Consider the following 19542-nt stretch of genomic DNA (forward strand, 5'->3'; position numbering starts at 1 on the left):
CGTTCGGTATTGGCCAGACCGACGCTCGCTGGACCCTCATGCTGCAATTGCCGCTGAACGCAGTGATGGCCGACCTGCAAAAACTTCAGGGCGATCTGGACGCCCAGCGCAAGTCCGACACCTTCGGCATGGCCATGGTCGGCTTGTTGATTGCCGGTATCGGCTTGCTGGTGATCTGGCTGGTGGGCCACGGCATTGCCCGGCCGCTGAAGCAGATGGTCGCGATGCTCGACGACATCGCGAAAGGCGAAGGCGACCTGACTCGCCGCCTGACCAGCGACCGCGCCGACGAACTGGGTGCGATTGCGAAAGGCTTCAATACCTTCCTGGCCAAGTTGCAGGCGATGATCACCCAAGTGGTGACTTCGGTGCAGAGCGTCAGTGATTCGTCGGAACACACCGCCGACATCGCCATCCGCACCAACATCGGCGTGCACAAGCAAATGGCCGAGATTGATCAAGTCGCCACGGCGGTGCATGAAATGACAGCGACCGCTCAGGACGTGGCGCGCAACGCGACTCAGGCTGCGCAAGCCGCCAGCCATGCCGATCAGGCCGCGGCGCAGGGCATGCAAATCGTGCGGGACACGTCGAACTCGATTGGCGTGCTGGCGATAGAAATCGGTAAGGCTGTCGGCGTGGTGCAGACCTTGGCCAAGGACAGCGAGAACATCAATGCGATCCTGACGGCCATTCGCGGGATTGCCGAACAGACCAACCTGCTGGCCTTGAACGCCGCCATCGAAGCGGCGCGAGCCGGCGAACAGGGACGCGGTTTTGCGGTGGTGGCCGATGAAGTGCGCAACCTGGCGCAGAAGACTCAGAAAGCCACTGAAGAAATTCAGACCATGATTCAGCAACTGCAACAAGGCACGCGCGATGTGGTGCGGGTGATGGAGGACAGTCAGAGCCGCACCGATGAAAGCGTGCAGCATGCGGCGAAAGCGGCCGAAGCGCTGGAGACGATTACTCAGGCGGTGTCGGTGATCAACGACATGAACACCCAGATTGCCAGTGCGGCTGAGGAACAGAGTGCGGTGGCTGACGACATTAATCGGAACGTGATCAACATCGGGCAAGTAGCCAATGAAGTGGCTGGCGGAGCGGATGAATCGAGTGCGGCGAGTGCGGATCTGACCAAACTGGCTGAGCAGCAGCGGCGGTTGATCAATCAGTTCAAGGTTTGATCCAAAGACCCCATCGCGAGCAAGCTCGCTCCCACAGGTTTTGTGAACGCCACAGACCCCATGTGGGAGCGAGCTTGCTCCGGGCGGCGTTCCGACGATGGCGGCGGTACAAGCGCCGAATCAGCCCGGAGTCAAACACTCCGGCCCATTCAGCTTCGGATCATTCACCAGATTCGCCAACACCCGCTCGCGCAACGCCGCGGGTTCACTGGCGAGCAACGCTTGCAAGGCATGCAACGGAGTCTCTGGATTGAGCCACGCCTCCTGCCCCGCCGCATCGAGAATCAACGGCCGACGCTGACTCGCCGCCGGCTGCGTGATCACCGCCGTGCTCAGCCACACCTGCTCCTGCACCGGATACGCTTCCCAAATCGCCGCAAAGAACAGCGTCGAGCCCTCCCCCGGTGTCAGCCAATACGGACGCTTGCGTGTGGTGCCGCGCCATTCGTAAAAACCGTTGGCCGGCAGCAGGCAACGGCGTTCGCGCAGGGCCTGGCGAAACATCGGTTGTTCGGCAACGGTTTCGGCCCGGGCATGGGCTGGCGTGCGGGACAAATCGGTCAGCCACGGCGGCGTCAACCCCCAGCGCGCTCGGGCCAACTCGCGCTGGCCGTCAACGCCCGCACGCAGCATCAGAACCGAATCGTTGGGAGAAATATTCCACTGGGCCTGCTGATCGGCGGGGAAGCCAGGCAGGGCCGCGAAGGCGGGGTTCCAGCGAAACAGGGCATAACGTCCACACATGGGGCAACACGACTCTTGATAAAACGAACGTCAGCCTAACAGACCAGCGTACCGGGAAAACTTTCCGGTTCATCGCCGGGCAGTGGCAGCGCGGCATTGTACGCAGTGATCAACTCCCGGGCGTACTCGGCCTCGTCGTTATCGACCGACAGGCCCAGCAGGCCAAAGATAGGCAATTCGCCGCTGCCACCGAGCAAATCGCGGCCCACCAAATGGGCTTCGATGCCCTCGCTGGCCAACATGCTTTGCAGCAACTCACCTTCCATGAGGTTTTCCGGCTCGTAGATTCGCTGCATGGGGTGCCCCTTCATTCGTTTTCGCTATGAACTTCGAGCAACCATTCCTGACCGTCAGTCTGCAGAACAAATGTGATCGGGCGACAACACACCGGACAGTCTTCGATATAGGTCTGATCGCCACCGGACAAGTCCAGAACGGCCTCAGCCTCTTCACCACAATACGGACATTCGTAGCGCTCGGTTTCCAGCATCGCGGTCTCCCAGGTGACTTGTGCGTATAATCGCCGGTCTATTTGCAGGGCTATTTTTGTCTGGCTAACTTTTCAGACCGTGCCCCGTTGGTTTTCGATCAAAACCTTTACTTACCCTAGCCGTTTCTAACAAGAGAGCATGATGGGCGAATTCGATGCCATCCGACCGTACGACGATAGCGAAGTCCCAGCGGTGCTGGACAGGCTGCTCGGCGACAAGGCGTTTCTAGACATCCTCATCCACTTCCGCTTCCCGCGCTTTGCCGGTGCTTTCGGCTGGGCGCTCAAACCTCTTATAGCTCATCGGCTGCGCCGTGAGTTCGCCGGCGTTACGTCGGTGGCCACGTTGCAGGATAAAGTCGAGATGTACGTCGACCACACCATCGAGCGAGCCACGGACGGTGTGACGTACACCGGCGTCGAGCAGTTCAAGTCCGGCAGCGCCTACCTGTTCATCGCCAACCACCGCGATATCGTGATGGACCCGGCCTTCGTCAACTACGCCGTGTACCACGCCGGCCTGCCGACACCGCGCATCGCGATCGGCGACAACCTGCTGCAGAAGCCCTTCGTCAGCGATCTGATGCGCCTGAACAAGAGCTTCATCGTGCACCGTTCGATCACCGGTCGACGCGAGAAGATGGCGGCGTATCAGCTGCTGTCGGCCTACATCAACCATTCGATCCGCAAGGATTGCGCCTCGATCTGGATCGCCCAGGCCGAAGGCCGGGCCAAGGACGGCGACGACCGCACCGAGTCGGCGATCCTCAAGATGTTCCACATGAGCCGCAAGGACGAGCCGTTCGGCGAGGTCATCCGCTCGCTGAACGTCACCCCGGTGTCGATCAGCTACGAATACGACCCGTGCGATCAAGCCAAGGCTCGCGAACTGTTCATCCGCGCCACCACCGGCAGCTACACCAAAGTGCCGGGTGAGGACGATGTGAGCATCGCCAAGGGCATCACCGGCTACAAGGGCCGTGTGCATGTGAACTTCGCCTCGCCGATCACCGAGCTGTTCGATGACACCAAGCAATTGGCGATCGAGATGGACCGGCAGATCCTTGGTGGCTACCGCCTGTTCCCTGTGCACTACCTGGCCTACGCCCAGTGGAAAGACGCCGACCCGCAATTGCAGGTGCCGAAAGCTGCCGAGGTGTTTGCGGCGGACGAACTGGCCAAGGCTCAGGAGCAATGGCAACAGCGTCTGGACGCGTGCCCTGAGGAGCATCGTCCGTTCATGGTCCTGCAATACGCGACGCCGGTGCGCAATCAGTACCGTGTGAAAGCAGGTTTGCCGCTGTAAGGTTTTTTTAAAGCAAGATCAAAAGATCGCAGCCTCGTTTCACTCGACAGCTCCTACAGGGCGAACGCTATCCCGTGTAGGAGCTGTCGAGTGAAACGAGGCTGCGATCTTTTGCTTTTTAGCGATTCAGACCCGTGTGCTGATCCACGACACCAGCAGCGCCAACCCCAGACAGGCAAAACCGAAACGATAGAAAAACCGGTTCATGCGCAAGGTCGCCCCATCCAGCATCAACGTCGGTTCATCGATACGACGACTCTCGCTTTGCGCTTCGAGAATGGCCCGCGCGCGCTGTTCGCGGCGACGAGTGGCATGCAGCAACCAACCGCCCGGAAAGGCAAACAACAAGGCCAACAGGTTGATCAACTTGGCGGGATGGTTGGTAAACAGCGAAATCAAATGCAACGACATCACGAACCTCAGCAAAACAGGTGGCAGACGCCGAACCGACGACCGCGGCGCGAATTCTACCGAAAGCCTCGCCTTGTGCCCTTGCTTTCCGACAAGTAACGAACCATTTGACCGATTGGGCATCAGCATGCGGATTTGCTGGAGATGGATTTGCTGACGGGCGTGAGTGTGCTGGATTTTTACTCCGAAGCAGCCTGACACCGCTGAACCCCTGTGGGAGCAGTCCCACCAAAAATCGACAGGCATGAAAAAACCCGGGACCATCACTGGCCCCGGGTTTTTTTGAATCCAGCGAACGCTTACTCGCCGAGAACCTGACCAATCGTCGGATCCTTGAACAGACGCGTCAACGCATCGCTCAACACATCGCTAACCAGCTTGGTATTGGTTTCCTGATTCGGCGCCATACCAAAACGCTGATCCAGGGACGCACCATAACGACCGCTGTAACGACGATTGGCATTCTGAACATCGGAACGGAACGTCGCGCCAATGGTGGCCTCAGTCACATACATGCCTTCTTTAGGCGACTGATACTTCAGCTCCGCCAGGGTCACGGTCAACTGCGGAGCATTCAGCGCATTGGAGGTTGGGGTGAAGCCCAACAACCGTACGGCCGCTTCGGCCTGAGCCTGCAACTTCGGCAGAATCTGCGCGCCCTGCACGGTGATCGCGCTGGTCTCAGGGTACAGGCCACCACGGGTGCCCAACGTCGGCGACGGACGACCGTCCACCACACGCACCACCACCGGTTGACCATGGCCGACCGGTGCCAGCTGAGTCGTCAGCTTAGGTTCCGGATTCAGTTGTTGCGGGCTGTGGGCGCAGCCAACCAGGGTCAAACTGGTCACAGTGATCAAACCGAACAACAGGCGTTGCAACATGCTCTTCTCTCCAGAATCAGGCACAAACAGGCCCGCAGTATAGCGGTGGGCCACTGTGGGTAACTAGCACCTCGCAGTGAATACTGAAATCTCTGACAAACCCTCAAGACTGCGGTTCCTGTCACAGATATGTCACCGCCCATACACTTGCTCGTCACGGCTCACTGGCAACCTTTACAGCAGTCACCCCACAAGGTACTTCGCCATGCGCTATCTCGTCTCGCTGTTCAACCCACGTCCTCTGCATCGCTGCTTCGCCCTACTCGACCGCAACGGCCACTGCCAGGCATTCAAACAGTGCAGCCTCCAGCCAATGGGCGATGGCTGGGTCGAAATCGAAGAAATCCGCCTCAACTGGTTGCACCATCCCCTGCCCCCTAGCGCCCGTGTCAGCCAGCGCCAGCCACGTGCGCGGGCTCAGCAACTGTTGACCACCTGACCAGACGCCTAATAAAAGTCATTAAACACGACCATTTCCCTGCGTTTCTTCGCTACAATCTCCCCCCGATTATAAGGACGTCTCCTGATCGGGCCTCGCAGCATCGTCAATGCGCTTGTATTGACACCCCGCACCGCCCACAGAGAGCCGCCCACACAGATCGAGTGAAGCTGGCGCGCTTGCTGTTCCTTGAGCAAAAACCCCACTTTTCGCGAATCTGCAGAGCTGTCATTACGCTCGGTCACTGAGCTGTTTGCCCGTTTTGACTGTCATGTATCCCATGGCGGCAATCCATCCGGGCACAGTGCCAGGCTGGGGCAGCCCTTTTTTGAGGTTCACGTCTTCAAAAGAGCGTGAAAAAAACGGGTTTTCACAACTTCACAAGAGTGTGGCGAGCAAATGAATAGTTTTGCGTCTGAATATGCACCATTAGCGTCTGAAACAGCCCAACGACACAGGACCGAGTACGCCTCGAACACCGGAGCCTGAAGCCTGTCCTCTACGGATTTGGTTGCACAAACGGATGTATCGACCATAAGTCGAATTGCCAGCCGCGCGTTGAAGTGAGTTCATGTAACTCTTTTAGACCCGGCCGGTAGCGTCCGTCGAAGTTGCAAAAAATTGCGAAGATTCGGACATGGCGATACTGCCATGGGTACTTGGGGCCTCACTGACACGCCCCTGAACGCCTGGCAGCCATGCCGACAATTTGGTGCTGCAGATTTTGGAGACGCGTTAAATGGCGCATAACGAAGCAGTCGACGTAGTACTGGTTGGGGCCGGCATCATGAGTGCCACCCTCGCTGTACTGCTCAAAGAGCTCGACCCCGCGATCAAGCTGGAAGTCGTCGAGCTGATGGATTCCGGTGCCGCGGAGAGTTCGAACCCGTGGAACAACGCCGGTACCGGTCACGCCGGGCTGTGTGAGCTCAACTACACGCCGCAGGCCGCCGACGGCACCGTCGACATCAAGAAAGCCGTGCACATCAACACCCAGTTCGAGGTGTCGAAGCAGTTCTGGTCCTACCTGACCAAGAAAAGCACCTTCGGCTCGTGCAAGACGTTCATCAGCCCGGTGCCGCACCTGAGCTTCGTCCAGAACGACGATGGCGTTTCCTTCCTCAAGGAACGCTTCAAGACGCTGAGCAAGCACCACGCCTTCTCGGACATGGAATACACCGAAGACAAGGCCACCATGGCCGAGTGGATTCCGCTGATGATGCCTGGCCGGCCAGCCGACGAAGTCGTCGCCGCCACCCGCGTCATGAACGGCACCGACGTCAATTTCGGCGCCCTGACCAATCAATTGCTCAAGCACCTGACCAGCGCACCCGATGCCCAGGTCAAGTACTGCAAGCGCGTGACCGGCCTCAAGCGTAACGGCAACGGCTGGACCGTCAGCATCAAGGACGTCAACAGCGGCAATTCCCGTGACGTCGACGCGAAATTCGTGTTCCTCGGCGCTGGCGGCGCGGCACTGCCGCTGCTGCAAGCGTCGGGCATCGAAGAAAGCAAAGGCTTCGGCGGCTTCCCGATCAGTGGCCAATGGCTGCGTTGCGACAATCCAGAAGTGGTCAAGCACCACCAGGCCAAGGTTTACAGCCAGGCGGCCGTGGGTTCGCCACCGATGTCGGTGCCGCACCTGGACACCCGCGTAGTCGATGGCAAGAAGTCCCTGCTGTTCGGACCTTACGCCGGTTTCACCACCAAGTTCCTCAAGCACGGCTCCTTCATGGACCTGCCGATGTCGGTTCGCGCCGGCAACATCGGCCCGATGCTGGCCGTGGCCAAAAACAACATGGACCTGACCAAGTACCTGGTCAGCGAAGTGATGCAGTCGATGGAGCAGCGCCTGGATTCCCTGCGTCGCTTCTACCCTGAAGCGAAAGCCGAAGACTGGCGCCTGGAAGTGGCCGGCCAACGGGTGCAGATCATCAAGAAAGACCCGAAAAAGGGCGGCGTTCTGCAGTTCGGTACCGAACTGGTCGCAGCCAAGGACGGCTCTCTGGCCGCCCTGCTCGGCGCTTCGCCAGGCGCGTCAGTGACCGTTTCGATCATGCTGGAACTGATCGAAAAATGCTTCCCGAACAAAGCGTCCGGTGAGTGGGCTGCCAAATTGGCGGAAATCTTCCCGGCCCGGGAAAAGGTTCTGGAAACCGATGCTGCGCTGTATCGCAAGATCAATGTGCAGAACAACGTCGCGCTGGAACTGGTTGAAGCCAGCAATGAGACCGAAAGCTACGCTTGATTCGGCCGCATAAAAAACGCCCCGTTCTCATTGAGAGCGGGGCGTTTTTTATGACCGGTGAAACGGATAATTCAAGATCATCAGTGTTTGTTCCGGCCCCATCGCGAGCAAGCTCGCTCCCACAGTGGATTGGTGTACACAAATCCACTGTGGGAGCGAGCTTGCTCGCGATGGGGCCAGCACCAACAACCGGTATCTCTGGGGTTAACCGCGAGCTTTGTTGATCAGTTCGATGTACTCGGCCGCGTTGCGCTGATCTTTGATCAGGGCGACGAAGTCATTGCCGTGCTCATCCTTGCCGTCCAGATCCAGACCGGCTTCGACGAAGAACGTCAGAAAACGCTCGAAGTCATCGATGCGCAGGCCGCGATAGGCCTTGATCAGTTTGTGCAGCGACGGCGACGTGGCGTCGACCGGTTCGAAATCGAGGAACAGCTTGATCTGCTCATCGCCGATCTCGTCACCAATCACTTGCTTCTTATCTTTACGCATTGCCGACTCCAGCTCGCAGACATTTCACGGGGCGGGCAGTTTACCCCTCCCTTGCCACCCGGCTCAACGCGGACGAACAGCGCCCGTGTGCAGATCGGCCCAAACATGACCGTTGGCGTAGCTGAGGAACTGGCAATACACCGTGTCATTGCGCAACAAGTCGATCACCACCCGGTACTGAGCCATCGGGTAAAACAGCGTCAGGGTTTTGCTTTTGTCGTCGTAGATCGGCTTTTTCAGGCTTTTGCTTTCGCCATCGAAATTGACCAGCACCTGGTTGATGGTCGCGCCCTTGTTCAAGGATTTGCCCTTGAGGCGGATCAGCAACGGTGAGGTCACCGGAATTGGCTGCTGGTTGGACTGGCGCTGGCTGCCGACCACCACCGAGTACTCGGTAACCTGCAACAGCTGTTGCTGCTCGGGTTCCGCGTCACGCAGGGTCAGGTCATCGGGGGGCAGGAACTGCGCGTGCATCGGCGCCGGGGCCGCCGCCAGAGGCAGGCTGACGGTCAGCAACAGGGCGGCGCAGCTGCGGATCAAAAGGCTCATGACAGGCTCCGGAGGGCGAGGCCGAGCACTGTAGCAGCTGACTGAACATCAATCGAACTGCGCGCGCATCCACGCGTGATACTCGGCCACACCCGGCTCGCCTTCGCGCGGAGCCCAGTGCGCAAGCTCACCCTCACCGACCGGGCGATAAGGGCCAGCCTTGCATTCGAACATCAGGCTGTCGGCTTCCAGTACCACCAGACCATGGAACACACCGGTCGGCAGGTCCACGCCAACACAATCGCCACCGGCCACAAGGACTTGTTTCTTCAGGACCGCGCCAGACTCATCGAAGATCAACACACCCAGTCGCCCTTTGAGGACCAACAGGGTTTCAGCCTTGTTTTCCCCCAAGTGCCGGTGAGGCGGAATGTAGGTGTCGGGCTGCAAGCCAACCACCATGCGATGACAGGCGTCTTCCATCTGATGGAAGTTGTGATGCTGACGCCCGCGAGGATTGGCCGCGGCTTTCTCGGCCAATTCAGCGAACAGGGTTTGATCGAGAAAACTCGGCGTGGTCATGTTCTTACATACCTTTAACAGCAAAAATCCCGTTGGCGTTACGCCAGTAGCCTTTGTAGTCCATGCCGTAACCGAAGATGTAACGGTCGATGCATGGCAGGCCGACGAAATCGGCTTTCAGGTCCGGACGAGCCTTGCGGTCGTGGTCCTTGTCGATCAGCACGGCGGTGTGCACCGCGCGGGCGCCGGCGTGTTTGCAGAAGTCGATGATCGCGCCCAGGGTGTGACCTTCGTCGAGAATGTCGTCGATGATCAGCACGTCACGGTCAATGAACGACACTTCCGGCTTGGCTTTCCAGAACAGATCGCCGCCGCTGGTTTCGTTGCGATAACGGGTGGCGTGCAGGTAGGACGCTTCCAGCGGGAAGTTCAGATGGGTCAGCAGCTTGCCGGAGAAAATCAGCCCGCCATTCATCACGCAAAACACCACCGGATTGCTTTCAGCCAGCTGGTCGTTGATTTGTGCACCGACGCGGGCGATGGCCGCCTCGACTTCAGCTTCGGTGTACAGGCAGTCAGCCTCTCGCATGATTTGACGGATATGCTCGAGATCAGCGGACATGGCGCTCTCCTGGGGGGTGGTAACGGGGGGGACTAAGTGAGGAAAAGCGGGCAAAGGTACGCATCAAGCGAGGCCAGATCAAGCGTTTGTGGACTAACGTACTTTATGTCTATAGGACAACACCCTCGGATAGATTAATCTAGGCCGGTTTTTTTGCCCGCCGCCGGAGCCTTTCCCATGCCCATCCTCGAGATCCGCCATCCGCTGATCCGCCATAAACTCGGCCTTATGCGCCGCGCCGACATCAGCACGAAGAATTTCCGTGAGCTCGCTCAGGAAGTCGGTGCCCTGCTGACCTATGAAGCCACCAAAGACCTGCCGCTGGAAACCTACGATATCCAAGGCTGGGCCGGCACTGTGTCGGTCGAGAAAATCGCCGGCAAGAAAATTACTGTAGTACCGATCCTGCGCGCCGGCATCGGTATGCTCGAAGGCGTGCTGAGCCTGATCCCGGGCGCCAAAGTCAGCGCCGTCGGCGTGGCTCGCAACGAACAAACCCTGCAGGCCCACACCTATCTGGAGAAACTGGTTCCGGAAATCAACGAACGCCTGGCGATGATCATCGACCCGATGCTCGCTACCGGCAGCTCCATGGTCGCGACCATCGACCTGCTGAAAAAAGCCGGTTGCCGGGATATCCGCGCGATGGTGCTGGTGGCTGCCCCTGAAGGTATTGCCGCCGTAGAGAAGGCTCACCCGGACGTGACCATCTACACCGCGTCCATTGACGAAAAACTCAACGAACACGGTTACATCATCCCAGGCCTGGGCGATGCCGGTGACAAGATCTTCGGTACCAAGCAGAAGGACGCTTGAGCATGCAGCAAGAGTTCAACGATCCGCTCTGGCGCACGGTGCTGTCGGGTGCGCAGATGCTGTTCGTGGCCTTCGGCGCCCTGGTGTTGATGCCGCTGATTACCGGCCTCGACCCGAACGTGGCGCTGTTCACCGCAGGCCTGGGGACGATTCTGTTCCAGATCGTCACCGGGCGTCAGGTGCCGGTGTTCCTGGCGTCGAGCTTTGCCTTTATCACCCCGATCATTCTCGCCAAGGGCCAGTTCGGCCTCGCGGCGACCATGGGCGGCGTGATGGCGGCCGGTTTCGTCTACACCTTCCTCGGCCTTGCCGTGAAGATCAAAGGCACCGGTTTCATTGACCGTCTGTTGCCACCGGTGGTGATTGGCCCGGTAATCATCTCCATCGGCCTGGCCATGGCGCCGATCGCCGCCAACATGGCGATGGGCAAGGCCGGCGACGGCACTGAGCTGATTCATTATCAGACGGCGATGCTGATCTCGATGCCAGCACTGCTGACCACCCTGATCGTCGCAGTGTTCGGTAAAGGCATCTTCCGCCTGGTGCCGATCATCTCCGGTGTGCTGGTGGGTTTTGGCATGGCGTTCTACTTCGGTGTGGTCGACACTGCGAAGATTGCCGCTGCACCGTGGTTTGCCATCCCGCATTTCACCGCGCCGGAATTCAACTGGCAGGCGATTCTGTTCATCGTTCCGGTGGCCCTGGCCCCGGCCATCGAGCACATCGGCGGCGTGATCGCAGTCGGTAGCGTGACCGGTCGCGATTACCTGAAGAAACCCGGCCTGCACCGCACCCTGCTCGGCGATGGCATTGCCACCACCGCAGCAGGCCTGTTTGGCGGCCCACCCAACACCACCTATGCCGAAGTGACGGGCGCGGTGATGCTGACCAAGAACTACAACCCGAAGATCATGACCTGGGCGGCGATCTTCGCCATCAGCCTGGCGTTCGTCGGCAAGTTCGGCGCGCTGCTGCAAAGCATTCCGGTGCCGGTGATGGGCGGGATTTTGTGCCTGTTGTTCGGTTCGATCGCGGCGGTGGGCATGAACACGCTGATTCGCCACAAGATCGACCTGGGCGAAGCGCGCAATCTGGTGATTGTCTCGGTGACCCTGGTGTTCGGGATTGGCGGCGTATTGGTCGGCACCGGCACAGGGCCGGACGACTTCGGCCTCAAAGGCATCGCGCTGTGCGCGGTGACGGCGATTGCGCTGAACCTGTTGCTGCCGGGTAATGACAGCTGGAAGCACAAGAAGGCGAATGATCAGCTGCTTTGAAGACTTAAGGTCTTTATTGCAGTGAGATAGCCATCGCGAGCAAGCTCGCTCCCACACTGGATCTTCAGTGAGCACAAAGATCAAATGTGGGAGCGAGCTTGCTCGCGATGCTTTTAAAGCGCCAACGGTGCTCTTTCGCACAAGGTGCTCAACGCCCGCGCCCACTGCGGATCGTCGTTGAGGCACGGCACCAATACCAACTCCTCTCCCCCCGACTCGCGGAACAGCTCTTTACCGCGATCACCGATCTCTTCCAGCGTCTCGATGCAATCGGCAACGAACGCCGGGCACATCACCAGCACTTTCTTCACGCCCATTCCAGCCAACTCATCAAGGCGAGCTTCAGTGTAGGGTTCGATCCATTTGGCCCGTCCCAGACGCGACTGGAACGACACCGACCACTTGCCGTCCGGCAAACCCATGCGTTTGGCAAACTCTGCAGCCGTACGCAGGCATTGCCCGCGATAACAGGTCGCGACCACTTCCGGTGGCGCACCGGCGCAGCAATCGCCGCCACCCTCAAAACTGTGGCCAGGATTGAGCTTCTTCAGATGCCGCTCCGGCAAGCCGTGAAAGCTGAGCAGGAGGTGATCGTAATCCTGCTGCAGATACGGCTTGGCACTGGCCACCAGCGCATCGAGGTATTCCGGTTGATCGTAGAACGGCTGGAGAATCGAAAACTGCACATCAAGATTCTTTTCCCGCACGACCCGTTTGGCTTCTTCGATCACTGTGGTCACGGTGCTGTCGGCGAACTGTGGATAGAGCGGCGCGATCGTGATCCTCTTGTGACCCTGAGCCGCCAGGCGCACCAGCGTCGATTCAATAGACGGCTCACCGTAACGCATCGCCAGTTCCACCGGACCGTGGGTCCACTGGGCCGTCATGGCCTGTTGCAGGCGACGGCTGAGCACCACCAACGGCGAACCCTCCTCCCACCAGATCGAAGCGTAGGCGTGGGCAGACTGCTCCGGGCGCTTGAACAGGATCAGCGACACCAGCAAACGTCGCACCGGCCATGGCAGGTCGATCACATACGGGTCCATCAGAAATTGATTGAGGTAACTGCGCACATCTGCCACCGAGGTGGAAGCCGGAGAGCCCAGATTGACCAGAAGCAATGCGTGATCGGTCATGCAACGTCCTATTTCAAAGGCGGCTGGAAAGGTCGTCCAGGGCCGCGCGCAAATCAGTGAACTGGAAAGTGAAACCCGCTTCCAGCAAGCGAGCCGGTACGGCCTTCTGGCCGCCCAGCAACAGCAATGACAACTCGCCCAGGCACACCTTTAACGCCAGGGCCGGCATGGGCATGAACGTCGGGCGGTGCAGCACGCTGCCCAACGTCTTGGCAAACTCGCGGTTGCGCACTGGCTTGGGCGCGCAGGCATTATAAGGACCACTGGTGTCTTCCTGATGCAGAAGAAAATCAATCAGGGCGATTTGATCGTTGATATGGATCCACGGCATCCACTGCCGGCCACTGCCGATAGGCCCGCCCAGCCCCACTTTGAACGGCAGCAACAGCCGCGACAAAAAGCCGCCCTCGGCCGACAACACCAGCCCGGTACGAATGAAGATCACGCGAAGGCCCAAGCCTTCGGCACGCTGGGCGGTTTCTTCCCAGGCGATGCACAACTGACTGGCGAAATCATCGATGACCGGTGGAGACTTCTCGGTCAATTCCCGCTCGCCCCCGTCACCGTACCAACCGATCGCAGACCCCGAAATCAACACCTGCGGTTTTTGTTCACGGGTTTCGAGCCAGGCCAACAGGGTTTCAGTCAGGGTGATGCGACTGCTCCACAACAGTGCTTTGCGTTTGGTCGTCCAGGGGCGATCAGCAATCGGTGCACCTGCGAGGTTGATAATCGCATCCACCGGCTCCTGGCCGATGTCCTCGAGGCGGGCCACTCCGCGCACTTGGGCACCACAGATTTTCGCGACTTTTTCAGGCTTGCGACTCCAGACCGTCAGGTGATGACCCTGACTCAACCAGAGGCGGCAGAGTTGACGTCCTATCAAACCAGTACCGCCGGTCAGCAATATGTGCATGACTACTTCCTCGCGTAGCGTTTTACCCTGATCACTAGTCTATTTTTATAAGCAGGGATCTTTGGTATCGGGCAGGCTCTGTGATTAACAATAGGCCAAGCTGTCAGAACGAGAACGCTAAAAGTTATACCAAAAAACAATATTGTACAGGTTTCAACCACGGCGTAGTCTGTACAGAAAGGTAAACGAGGCCCCTATGACTGTACCTATCGCAATCATCGGCACCGGCATCGCCGGGCTCTCCGCCGCCCAGGCCCTGACAGAGGTCGGGCATGTCGTACAACTTTTCGATAAAAGCCGCGGCAGTGGCGGACGCATGTCAAGCAAGCGCAGCGATGCGGGTGCTCTGGACTTGGGCGCGCAATATTTCACTGCCCGCGATCGCCGCTTCGTCACTGAAGTCCAGCGCTGGCAAGGCAACGGCTGGGTCGCTGAATGGATGCCGCAGCTCTACACCTACCACGGTGGCCAGCTCAACCTGTCACCGGACGAACAGACGCGCTGGGTCGGAACGCCGCGCATGAGCGCCATCACCCGTGGCCTGCTCGGCGACCTGGAAGTGCATTTCGCCTGCCGCATTACCGAGGTCTATCGCGGCGAAGAGCACTGGCATCTGCAGGACGCCGAAGGCTTCACCCACGGCCCGTTCAGTCATGTGATTATCGCCACGCCGGCGCCTCAGGCGACTGCACTGCTGGCCTCCGCGCCGAAACTCGCCGGTGCCGCCGCCGGGGTGAAAATGGACCCGACCTGGGCTGTCGCGCTGGCGTTCGAGACACCGCTGGATACGCCCATGGAAGGCTGCTTCGTACAGGACAGCCCGCTCGACTGGCTGGCTCGCAACCGCAGCAAACCCGGGCGCGATAACACTCTCGATACGTGGGTGCTGCATGCGACCAGCGCCTGGAGCCGGCAACATATCGACCTGTCCAAGGAAGCGGTTATCGAGCAATTGCACGGCGCATTTGCCGAGCTGCTGCACAGCGCCATGCCCGCCCCGACCTTCAGCCTCGCTCACCGCTGGCTCTACGCCCGGCCCGCCAGCAGCCATGAATGGGGCGCCCTGGCCGATGCCGATCTGGGCCTCTATGTGTGTGGCGACTGGTGCTTGTCCGGTCGTGTCGAAGGCGCCTGGCTCAGCGGCCAGGAAGCCGCCCGCCGCTTGCATGCGCATCTGCAGTGAACCGCATCGATCCGGTAGGAGGCCCGACGGCAAAACCTATACAAACAATTTGACTTGTACACCTTGGAATCTATGATGAAGTTATGTTGTACAGATCGAGCAGTCTGTACAGGTTTAGATTCGAGGTGCTCCGATGCCCCACGTGACCGTGAAACCGAAGATCGCCATCAGCGCCTGCTTGATGGGCGCAGAAGTGCGTTACAACGGCGGGCACAAGGCGTCGCGGCTGTGCAGTCGCACCCTCACTGACTATTTCGATTTTGTCCCGGTCTGTCCGGAAGTGGCCATCGGTCTCGGCATTCCCCGTGAACCGATCCGTCTGGTGGGCGATCCACAACATCCAGAAGCCATCGGTACCGTTAACCCAGCACTCAATGTCACCCGCCCGCTCGCCGAGTACGGTCAGAAAATGGCCACGGAACTGGGCGACATCTGCGGCTACATCTTCATGCAGAAATCCCCGTCATGCGGCCTGGATCGGGTCAAGGTCTACCACGCCAACGGTGCGCCGGTGGACGGTGGTGGTCGTGGCATCTACGCCCAGGCGTTCTGCGCGCGGCATCCGGATTTACCGGTGGAAGAAGACGGACGACTCAACGACCCGGTGCTGCGAGAAAACTTCCTCACCCGCGTGTTCGCCTACAGTGCCTGGCAGCAGTTGCTGCGCGAAGGCCTGACTCGCCGTGGCCTCACGGACTTTCACTCGCGCTACAAATACCTGCTGATGGCCCACAACCCGGAGCAATACAAAATTCTGGGCAACCTGCTGGGCAACATGGGCCAGACCGACCCGAACGAACTCGGCCCACGCTATTTCAGCGAGCTGATGGAGGCCTTGAAAAAATGCGCCACACGCCGCAGCCACACCAACGTCCTGCAACACATCAGTGGCTATCTCAAACTGGCAATCAGCCCTGAAGACAAACAGGAAGTGCAGCACGTCATCGGTCAGTATCGCCACGGCATCGTGCCGCTGGTGGTGCCGCTGACGCTGCTCAAACACTACTTCCGTCAACACCCGGATCCATACATTGCGCAACAGGTTTACCTGCAACCGCATCCGGAAAATCTCAGCCTGCGAAACGCGATCTAATGACAATCCAATGAAAAGCCCACTCGACACCAGCGCCAGCGAAGACCTCGGCGCCGACTTCAAGAAAGCCCTCGACGAAGGCTGGCTGCCGATCCGTGAAGTCGCGCGGCAGACCGGCGTCAACGCCGTCACCCTGCGGGCCTGGGAGCGGCGTTATGGCTTGATCGTGCCGCAACGCACGCCCAAGGGTCATCGGCTGTTCTCTGCCGAACACGTTCAACGCATCCTGATGATCCTCACCTGGCTCAACCGTGGCGTGGCCGTCAGCCAGGTCAAGCAACTGCTCGACACCCCGCAGGCCTTTACCGAATCTGTCGAAAACGATTGGCAAGTGCTGCGCCATACGCTGCTGCAGGCGGTCACTCAACTGAACGAGCGCACTCTCGATGACACCGTCAATCAGGCCATGGCGTTGTATCCACCACGGACCTTGTGCGCACAACTGCTGATGCCGTTGCTGGCGGAACTGGAGCAACGCTGGCAAGGCCAGTTCGGCGCGCAGATGGAGCGAGTGTTTTTTTACTCCTGGTTACGTAGCAAATTTGGCGCACGCATCTACCATAACAACCGTCAGTTACGCACTGCGCCACTGTTGTTGATCAATCAATCGGACCTGCCACTGGAACCTCACCTGTGGCTGACCGCCTGGTTGATCAGCAGCGCCGATTGCCCGGTGGAAGTGTTCGACTGGCCACTCCCCGCCGGCGAACTCGCGCTGGCGGTCGATCATCTGCAAGCCCGCGGCGTACTGCTGTATTCCAGCAAAGCCATAAACCTTTCGCAGCTGCCGAAACTTTTGAATGGTGTCAGTTGCCCAAAAATGATTGCCGGACCCACGGTGTGCATCCACCACGCCGAGTTGTCCGCACGAACGTTCAAGATTACTGACTTGTTCCTGGCTGAAGATCCGTTAACAGCGCATCAGGGCCTGGTTCAGCGTGGGCTCATTTAATGGCGAATTTTTAATGAATCGTGCGGACACCTCTCTGCAATTGATCTGGTTGCGCAGCGACTTGCGCCTCCATGACAACACCGCCCTCTCGGCCGCCGCAGCCCGCGGCCCGACTGTGGCGGTGTATCTGCTGAGCCCGGAGCAATGGCTGGAGCACGATGACGCGCCGTGCAAAGTGGATTTCTGGCTGCGCAACCTGAGCGAGTTACGCAGCGCGTTGGGTGAGCTGAACATTCCCTTGTTGATCCGCAAGGCATCTCGCTGGGAGGACGCACCCAAGGTGCTGCTCGACCTTTGCCAGCAGCTGAAAATCCACGCGGTGCACGTCAACGAGGAGTACGGCATTCATGAAAGCCGTCGTGACGCAGCTGTGGCCGAAACACTGAAAGCCAATGCCATCGAGTTTTACAGCTACCTTGATCAACTGCTGTTAAAACCGGGCACCGTACTGACCAAAACGGGCACTTACTTTCAGGTTTTCAGCCAATTCCGCAAGGCGTGTTACGACCGCCTGCGCGGGTCGTTACCGAAGCGGATCTCAGCACCCGCCGTACAGGCACCGCTGGCGATCGGCAGCGACAAGATCCCATCAAGCGTTGAAGGCTTCGCAACGCCCAGCGAAAACTTGCGCAGTCTTTGGCCTGCCGGTGAAGCCGAAGCCCACCGCCGCCTCGTCACCTTCGCCGATGCTCAGATCGACTACTACAAAAACGAACGCGACTTCCCGGCCAAACCCGGCACCAGTCAGCTGTCGGCCTATCTCGCCGCCGGGGTGATTTCCCCCCGGCAGTGTCTGCACGCCGCGCTGCAAAGCAATCAGGGTGAGTTCGAAAGTGGCAAGGTAGGCGCCATCACATGGATCAACGAATTGCTGTGGCGCGAATTTTACAAACACATTCTGGTGGGCTACCCACGGGTCGCGCGTCATTGCGCCTTCCGCCCGGAAACCGAAGCCCTCGCCTGGCGCGATGCCCCGGATGAACTCCTGGCCTGGCAAGAGGCCCGTACCGGCCTGCCGATTATCGACGCGGCCATGCGCCAATTGCTTGAAACCGGCTGGATGCACAACCGCCTGCGCATGGTGGTGGCGATGTTCCTGACCAAGAACCTGCTGATCGACTGGCGTGAAGGCGAGCGTTTTTTCATGCGTCATCTGATCGATGGCGACCTGGCGGCGAACAACGGTGGCTGGCAGTGGAGCTCGTCCACTGGCACCGATTCGGCGCCCTACTTCCGGATTTTCAACCCGCTGAGCCAGTCGGAGAAATTCGACCGCGAAGGTCTGTTTATCAAGCACTGGCTGCCGGAACTGGCCGGGCTGAACAAGAAAGAAGTCCACAACCCGGCGAACGTCAGCGGGTTGTTCGGCGCGGTGGATTATCCGTCACCGATCGTCAATCTGAGTACTTCCCGCCTGCGAGCCCTGGCCGCATTCAAGAACCTGCCATCACGACAAAATGACGGGCGATTGCCTGGTTGAAAAGGAGAAGGGGATGAGTTTTACACCTCCACGGCGCTACTGGTTGACTGGCGCCAGCAACGGCATCGGTGCCTCGCTGGCCGAAGAAATACTGAAAACCGGCGCTCACCTCGCGGTGAGCTCTCGCACGATGGCGCCACTCAAAGTCTTGTCCCAGCGTTATCCGGGACAAGTGCTGGTGGTGGCCGGAGACCTGACCAACAGCCAGACCGTGCGAGAAATCGGCGAGCGGATTGCCGGGGAGTGGGGAGCTCTGGACACGGTGATCCTCAACGCCGGCACTTGCGAATACGTCGACGTTCAGCAGTTCGATTCGTCGATCGTCGAGCACGTAGTGCGCACCAACCTGCTGGCCAGCAGCTATTGCATCCAGGCCGCCCTGCCACTCTTGCGCGCCGGCATCGCGCCGCATCTGGTGGGTGTCGCCAGCTCGGTCACCTACCTGCCGCTGCCGCGGTCCGAGGCTCATGGCACCTCAAAGCCCGGGCTGCGATACCTGTTTGAATCGTCGCGCATTGATCTTGCACCGGAAGGCATCGAAGTCACCGTGGTCAGCCCGGGGTTTGTCGAGACGCCGCTGACGGCGCAAAACGTCCCCATGCCACTCAACTGGCCGGTGGGCAAGTCCGCACGCTACATCTTCGCCGAACTCAAGAATCGTCCGCTGGAGATAGCCTTTCCGGCGTTGTTCATGGCCGACCTCTGGCCACTGTCGAAAACACCCATCCGGGGGAAACTGGCGATCGGCAAACGCATGGTGCGCAGCAATCCGCCGATCAAGGACCAGCCGTGAAATCACCATCGCCGGTAGCCGCATCTCGGGGCTGATCGCACCTGGCTGCTGAATCGCAGCCA

Annotated in this window: 22 protein-coding genes and 1 pseudogene; 12 read left to right on the top strand and 11 right to left on the bottom strand. The window is 59.4% G+C overall.

The window, feature by feature from the left end; all coding sequences use genetic code 11:
- Positions 1-134 precede the first annotated feature (134 nt).
- Together ACA079_RS27270 and ACA079_RS27275 are read left to right on the top strand one after the other, a co-directional pair.
- Positions 135-332, top strand: a pseudogene (locus ACA079_RS27270) (HAMP domain-containing protein); the annotation flags it as partial.
- Positions 333-443: 111 nt separating this feature from the next.
- Positions 444-1187, top strand: coding sequence for a methyl-accepting chemotaxis protein (locus ACA079_RS27275; protein WP_413696193.1), 744 nt, complete (start codon positions 444-446; stop codon positions 1185-1187).
- Positions 1188-1307: 120 nt separating this feature from the next.
- On the opposite strand, the gene ACA079_RS27280 is transcribed toward ACA079_RS27275, so the two are convergent.
- From ACA079_RS27280 to ACA079_RS27290, 3 genes are read right to left on the bottom strand one after another with little or no spacing between them, the layout of a single operon-like run.
- The gene (locus ACA079_RS27280; protein ID WP_046048287.1) at positions 1308-1931 is read right to left on the bottom strand and encodes an SOS response-associated peptidase; all 624 of its coding nucleotides are present in this window, start codon (positions 1929-1931) and stop codon (positions 1308-1310) included.
- A 35-nt stretch (positions 1932-1966) separates the two neighbouring features.
- On the bottom strand, positions 1967-2227 hold the full coding sequence (locus ACA079_RS27285; protein ID WP_008153386.1) for a putative signal transducing protein: 261 nt from the start codon (positions 2225-2227) through the stop codon (positions 1967-1969).
- A gap of 11 nt (positions 2228-2238) precedes the next feature.
- The gene (locus tag ACA079_RS27290; RefSeq protein ID WP_008153387.1) at positions 2239-2421 is read right to left on the bottom strand and encodes a CPXCG motif-containing cysteine-rich protein; all 183 of its coding nucleotides are present in this window, start codon (positions 2419-2421) and stop codon (positions 2239-2241) included.
- A 142-nt stretch (positions 2422-2563) separates the two neighbouring features.
- Between ACA079_RS27290 and ACA079_RS27295 the strand changes: the two genes are divergently transcribed.
- A complete protein-coding gene (locus ACA079_RS27295) occupies positions 2564-3727 on the top strand; it encodes a 1-acyl-sn-glycerol-3-phosphate acyltransferase (RefSeq protein WP_497701589.1) in 1164 nt (387 codons plus the stop codon).
- 126 nt (positions 3728-3853) lie between these two features.
- Here the strand turns inward: ACA079_RS27295 and ACA079_RS27300 are convergent, their stop codons facing one another.
- Together ACA079_RS27300 and ACA079_RS27305 are read right to left on the bottom strand one after the other, a co-directional pair.
- Positions 3854-4138 (bottom strand): hypothetical protein, encoded by a 285-nt coding sequence (locus tag ACA079_RS27300; RefSeq protein ID WP_497701590.1) that lies wholly within the window; start codon positions 4136-4138, stop codon positions 3854-3856.
- A 299-nt stretch (positions 4139-4437) separates the two neighbouring features.
- A complete protein-coding gene (locus tag ACA079_RS27305) occupies positions 4438-5022 on the bottom strand; it encodes a YajG family lipoprotein (protein WP_497701591.1) in 585 nt (194 codons plus the stop codon).
- A 205-nt stretch (positions 5023-5227) separates the two neighbouring features.
- On the opposite strand from ACA079_RS27305, the gene ACA079_RS27310 reads away from it, so the two are divergent.
- Positions 5228-5461, top strand: coding sequence for a hypothetical protein (locus tag ACA079_RS27310; RefSeq protein ID WP_497701592.1), 234 nt, complete (start codon positions 5228-5230; stop codon positions 5459-5461).
- Between the two features lie 739 nt (positions 5462-6200).
- Positions 6201-7709 (top strand): malate dehydrogenase (quinone), encoded by a 1509-nt coding sequence (gene mqo, locus ACA079_RS27315; RefSeq protein ID WP_497701593.1) that lies wholly within the window; start codon positions 6201-6203, stop codon positions 7707-7709.
- 204 nt (positions 7710-7913) lie between these two features.
- On the opposite strand, the gene ACA079_RS27320 is transcribed toward mqo, so the two are convergent.
- From ACA079_RS27320 to ACA079_RS27335, 4 genes are all read right to left on the bottom strand, one after another.
- Positions 7914-8201 (bottom strand): PA4642 family protein, encoded by a 288-nt coding sequence (locus tag ACA079_RS27320; protein WP_046053428.1) that lies wholly within the window; start codon positions 8199-8201, stop codon positions 7914-7916.
- Positions 8202-8264: 63 nt separating this feature from the next.
- Positions 8265-8750, bottom strand: a complete 486-nt coding sequence (locus ACA079_RS27325; RefSeq protein ID WP_008153398.1) for a hypothetical protein — start codon at positions 8748-8750, stop codon at positions 8265-8267.
- A gap of 48 nt (positions 8751-8798) precedes the next feature.
- The gene (locus tag ACA079_RS27330) at positions 8799-9272 is read right to left on the bottom strand and encodes a WbuC family cupin fold metalloprotein (RefSeq protein WP_497701594.1); all 474 of its coding nucleotides are present in this window, start codon (positions 9270-9272) and stop codon (positions 8799-8801) included.
- 4 nt (positions 9273-9276) lie between these two features.
- On the bottom strand, positions 9277-9834 hold the full coding sequence (locus tag ACA079_RS27335) for a hypoxanthine-guanine phosphoribosyltransferase (protein WP_223488059.1): 558 nt from the start codon (positions 9832-9834) through the stop codon (positions 9277-9279).
- A gap of 177 nt (positions 9835-10011) precedes the next feature.
- On the opposite strand from ACA079_RS27335, the gene upp reads away from it, so the two are divergent.
- Complete coding sequence (upp, locus tag ACA079_RS27340; RefSeq protein ID WP_033061273.1) at positions 10012-10650, top strand: uracil phosphoribosyltransferase; 639 nt, start codon at positions 10012-10014, stop codon at positions 10648-10650.
- Positions 10651-10652: 2 nt separating this feature from the next.
- Complete coding sequence (locus ACA079_RS27345; RefSeq protein ID WP_497701595.1) at positions 10653-11927, top strand: uracil-xanthine permease family protein; 1275 nt, start codon at positions 10653-10655, stop codon at positions 11925-11927.
- A 113-nt stretch (positions 11928-12040) separates the two neighbouring features.
- Here the strand turns inward: ACA079_RS27345 and hemH are convergent, their stop codons facing one another.
- Together hemH and ACA079_RS27355 are read right to left on the bottom strand one after the other, a co-directional pair.
- Positions 12041-13063: a ferrochelatase gene (gene hemH, locus ACA079_RS27350; protein ID WP_497701596.1), complete on the bottom strand. Its 1023-nt coding sequence runs from the start codon at positions 13061-13063 to the stop codon at positions 12041-12043.
- A 13-nt stretch (positions 13064-13076) separates the two neighbouring features.
- Positions 13077-13979 carry a TIGR01777 family oxidoreductase gene (locus tag ACA079_RS27355; protein ID WP_497701597.1) on the bottom strand — a complete coding sequence of 301 codons (903 nt, stop codon included), beginning with the start codon at positions 13977-13979 and terminating at the stop codon, positions 13077-13079.
- A 196-nt stretch (positions 13980-14175) separates the two neighbouring features.
- Between ACA079_RS27355 and ACA079_RS27360 the strand changes: the two genes are divergently transcribed.
- From ACA079_RS27360 to ACA079_RS27380, 5 genes are all read left to right on the top strand, one after another.
- On the top strand, positions 14176-15162 hold the full coding sequence (locus ACA079_RS27360; RefSeq protein WP_497701598.1) for an NAD(P)/FAD-dependent oxidoreductase: 987 nt from the start codon (positions 14176-14178) through the stop codon (positions 15160-15162).
- Positions 15163-15295: 133 nt separating this feature from the next.
- Positions 15296-16255 (top strand): 2-thiouracil desulfurase family protein, encoded by a 960-nt coding sequence (locus ACA079_RS27365; RefSeq protein ID WP_497701599.1) that lies wholly within the window; start codon positions 15296-15298, stop codon positions 16253-16255.
- Positions 16256-16265: 10 nt separating this feature from the next.
- Positions 16266-17207 carry a MerR family transcriptional regulator gene (locus ACA079_RS27370; protein WP_497701600.1) on the top strand — a complete coding sequence of 314 codons (942 nt, stop codon included), beginning with the start codon at positions 16266-16268 and terminating at the stop codon, positions 17205-17207.
- A 34-nt stretch (positions 17208-17241) separates the two neighbouring features.
- Positions 17242-18687 carry a deoxyribodipyrimidine photo-lyase gene (phrB, locus tag ACA079_RS27375; RefSeq protein ID WP_497704387.1) on the top strand — a complete coding sequence of 482 codons (1446 nt, stop codon included), beginning with the start codon at positions 17242-17244 and terminating at the stop codon, positions 18685-18687.
- 13 nt (positions 18688-18700) lie between these two features.
- On the top strand, positions 18701-19480 hold the full coding sequence (locus ACA079_RS27380; protein ID WP_497701601.1) for an SDR family NAD(P)-dependent oxidoreductase: 780 nt from the start codon (positions 18701-18703) through the stop codon (positions 19478-19480).
- The last annotated feature ends 62 nt before the right edge of the window (positions 19481-19542 follow it).

The sequence above is a fragment of the Pseudomonas sp. LBUM1645 genome, assembly GCF_059716185.1.

Coding starts and splice junctions, on each gene's coding strand:
- ACA079_RS27275 (WP_413696193.1), top strand. CDS start 444: ATGGCCGAGATTGATCAAGTCGCCACGGCGGTGCATGAAATGACAGCG.
- ACA079_RS27280 (WP_046048287.1), bottom strand. CDS start 1,931: ATGTGTGGACGTTATGCCCTGTTTCGCTGGAACCCCGCCTTCGCGGCC.
- ACA079_RS27285 (WP_008153386.1), bottom strand. CDS start 2,227: ATGCAGCGAATCTACGAGCCGGAAAACCTCATGGAAGGTGAGTTGCTG.
- ACA079_RS27290 (WP_008153387.1), bottom strand. CDS start 2,421: ATGCTGGAAACCGAGCGCTACGAATGTCCGTATTGTGGTGAAGAGGCT.
- ACA079_RS27295 (WP_497701589.1), top strand. CDS start 2,564: ATGGGCGAATTCGATGCCATCCGACCGTACGACGATAGCGAAGTCCCA.
- ACA079_RS27300 (WP_497701590.1), bottom strand. CDS start 4,138: ATGTCGTTGCATTTGATTTCGCTGTTTACCAACCATCCCGCCAAGTTG.
- ACA079_RS27305 (WP_497701591.1), bottom strand. CDS start 5,022: ATGTTGCAACGCCTGTTGTTCGGTTTGATCACTGTGACCAGTTTGACC.
- ACA079_RS27310 (WP_497701592.1), top strand. CDS start 5,228: ATGCGCTATCTCGTCTCGCTGTTCAACCCACGTCCTCTGCATCGCTGC.
- mqo (WP_497701593.1), top strand. CDS start 6,201: ATGGCGCATAACGAAGCAGTCGACGTAGTACTGGTTGGGGCCGGCATC.
- ACA079_RS27320 (WP_046053428.1), bottom strand. CDS start 8,201: ATGCGTAAAGATAAGAAGCAAGTGATTGGTGACGAGATCGGCGATGAG.
- ACA079_RS27325 (WP_008153398.1), bottom strand. CDS start 8,750: ATGAGCCTTTTGATCCGCAGCTGCGCCGCCCTGTTGCTGACCGTCAGC.
- ACA079_RS27330 (WP_497701594.1), bottom strand. CDS start 9,272: ATGACCACGCCGAGTTTTCTCGATCAAACCCTGTTCGCTGAATTGGCC.
- ACA079_RS27335 (WP_223488059.1), bottom strand. CDS start 9,834: ATGTCCGCTGATCTCGAGCATATCCGTCAAATCATGCGAGAGGCTGAC.
- upp (WP_033061273.1), top strand. CDS start 10,012: ATGCCCATCCTCGAGATCCGCCATCCGCTGATCCGCCATAAACTCGGC.
- ACA079_RS27345 (WP_497701595.1), top strand. CDS start 10,653: ATGCAGCAAGAGTTCAACGATCCGCTCTGGCGCACGGTGCTGTCGGGT.
- hemH (WP_497701596.1), bottom strand. CDS start 13,063: ATGACCGATCACGCATTGCTTCTGGTCAATCTGGGCTCTCCGGCTTCC.
- ACA079_RS27355 (WP_497701597.1), bottom strand. CDS start 13,979: ATGCACATATTGCTGACCGGCGGTACTGGTTTGATAGGACGTCAACTC.
- ACA079_RS27360 (WP_497701598.1), top strand. CDS start 14,176: ATGACTGTACCTATCGCAATCATCGGCACCGGCATCGCCGGGCTCTCC.
- ACA079_RS27365 (WP_497701599.1), top strand. CDS start 15,296: ATGCCCCACGTGACCGTGAAACCGAAGATCGCCATCAGCGCCTGCTTG.
- ACA079_RS27370 (WP_497701600.1), top strand. CDS start 16,266: ATGAAAAGCCCACTCGACACCAGCGCCAGCGAAGACCTCGGCGCCGAC.
- ACA079_RS27380 (WP_497701601.1), top strand. CDS start 18,701: ATGAGTTTTACACCTCCACGGCGCTACTGGTTGACTGGCGCCAGCAAC.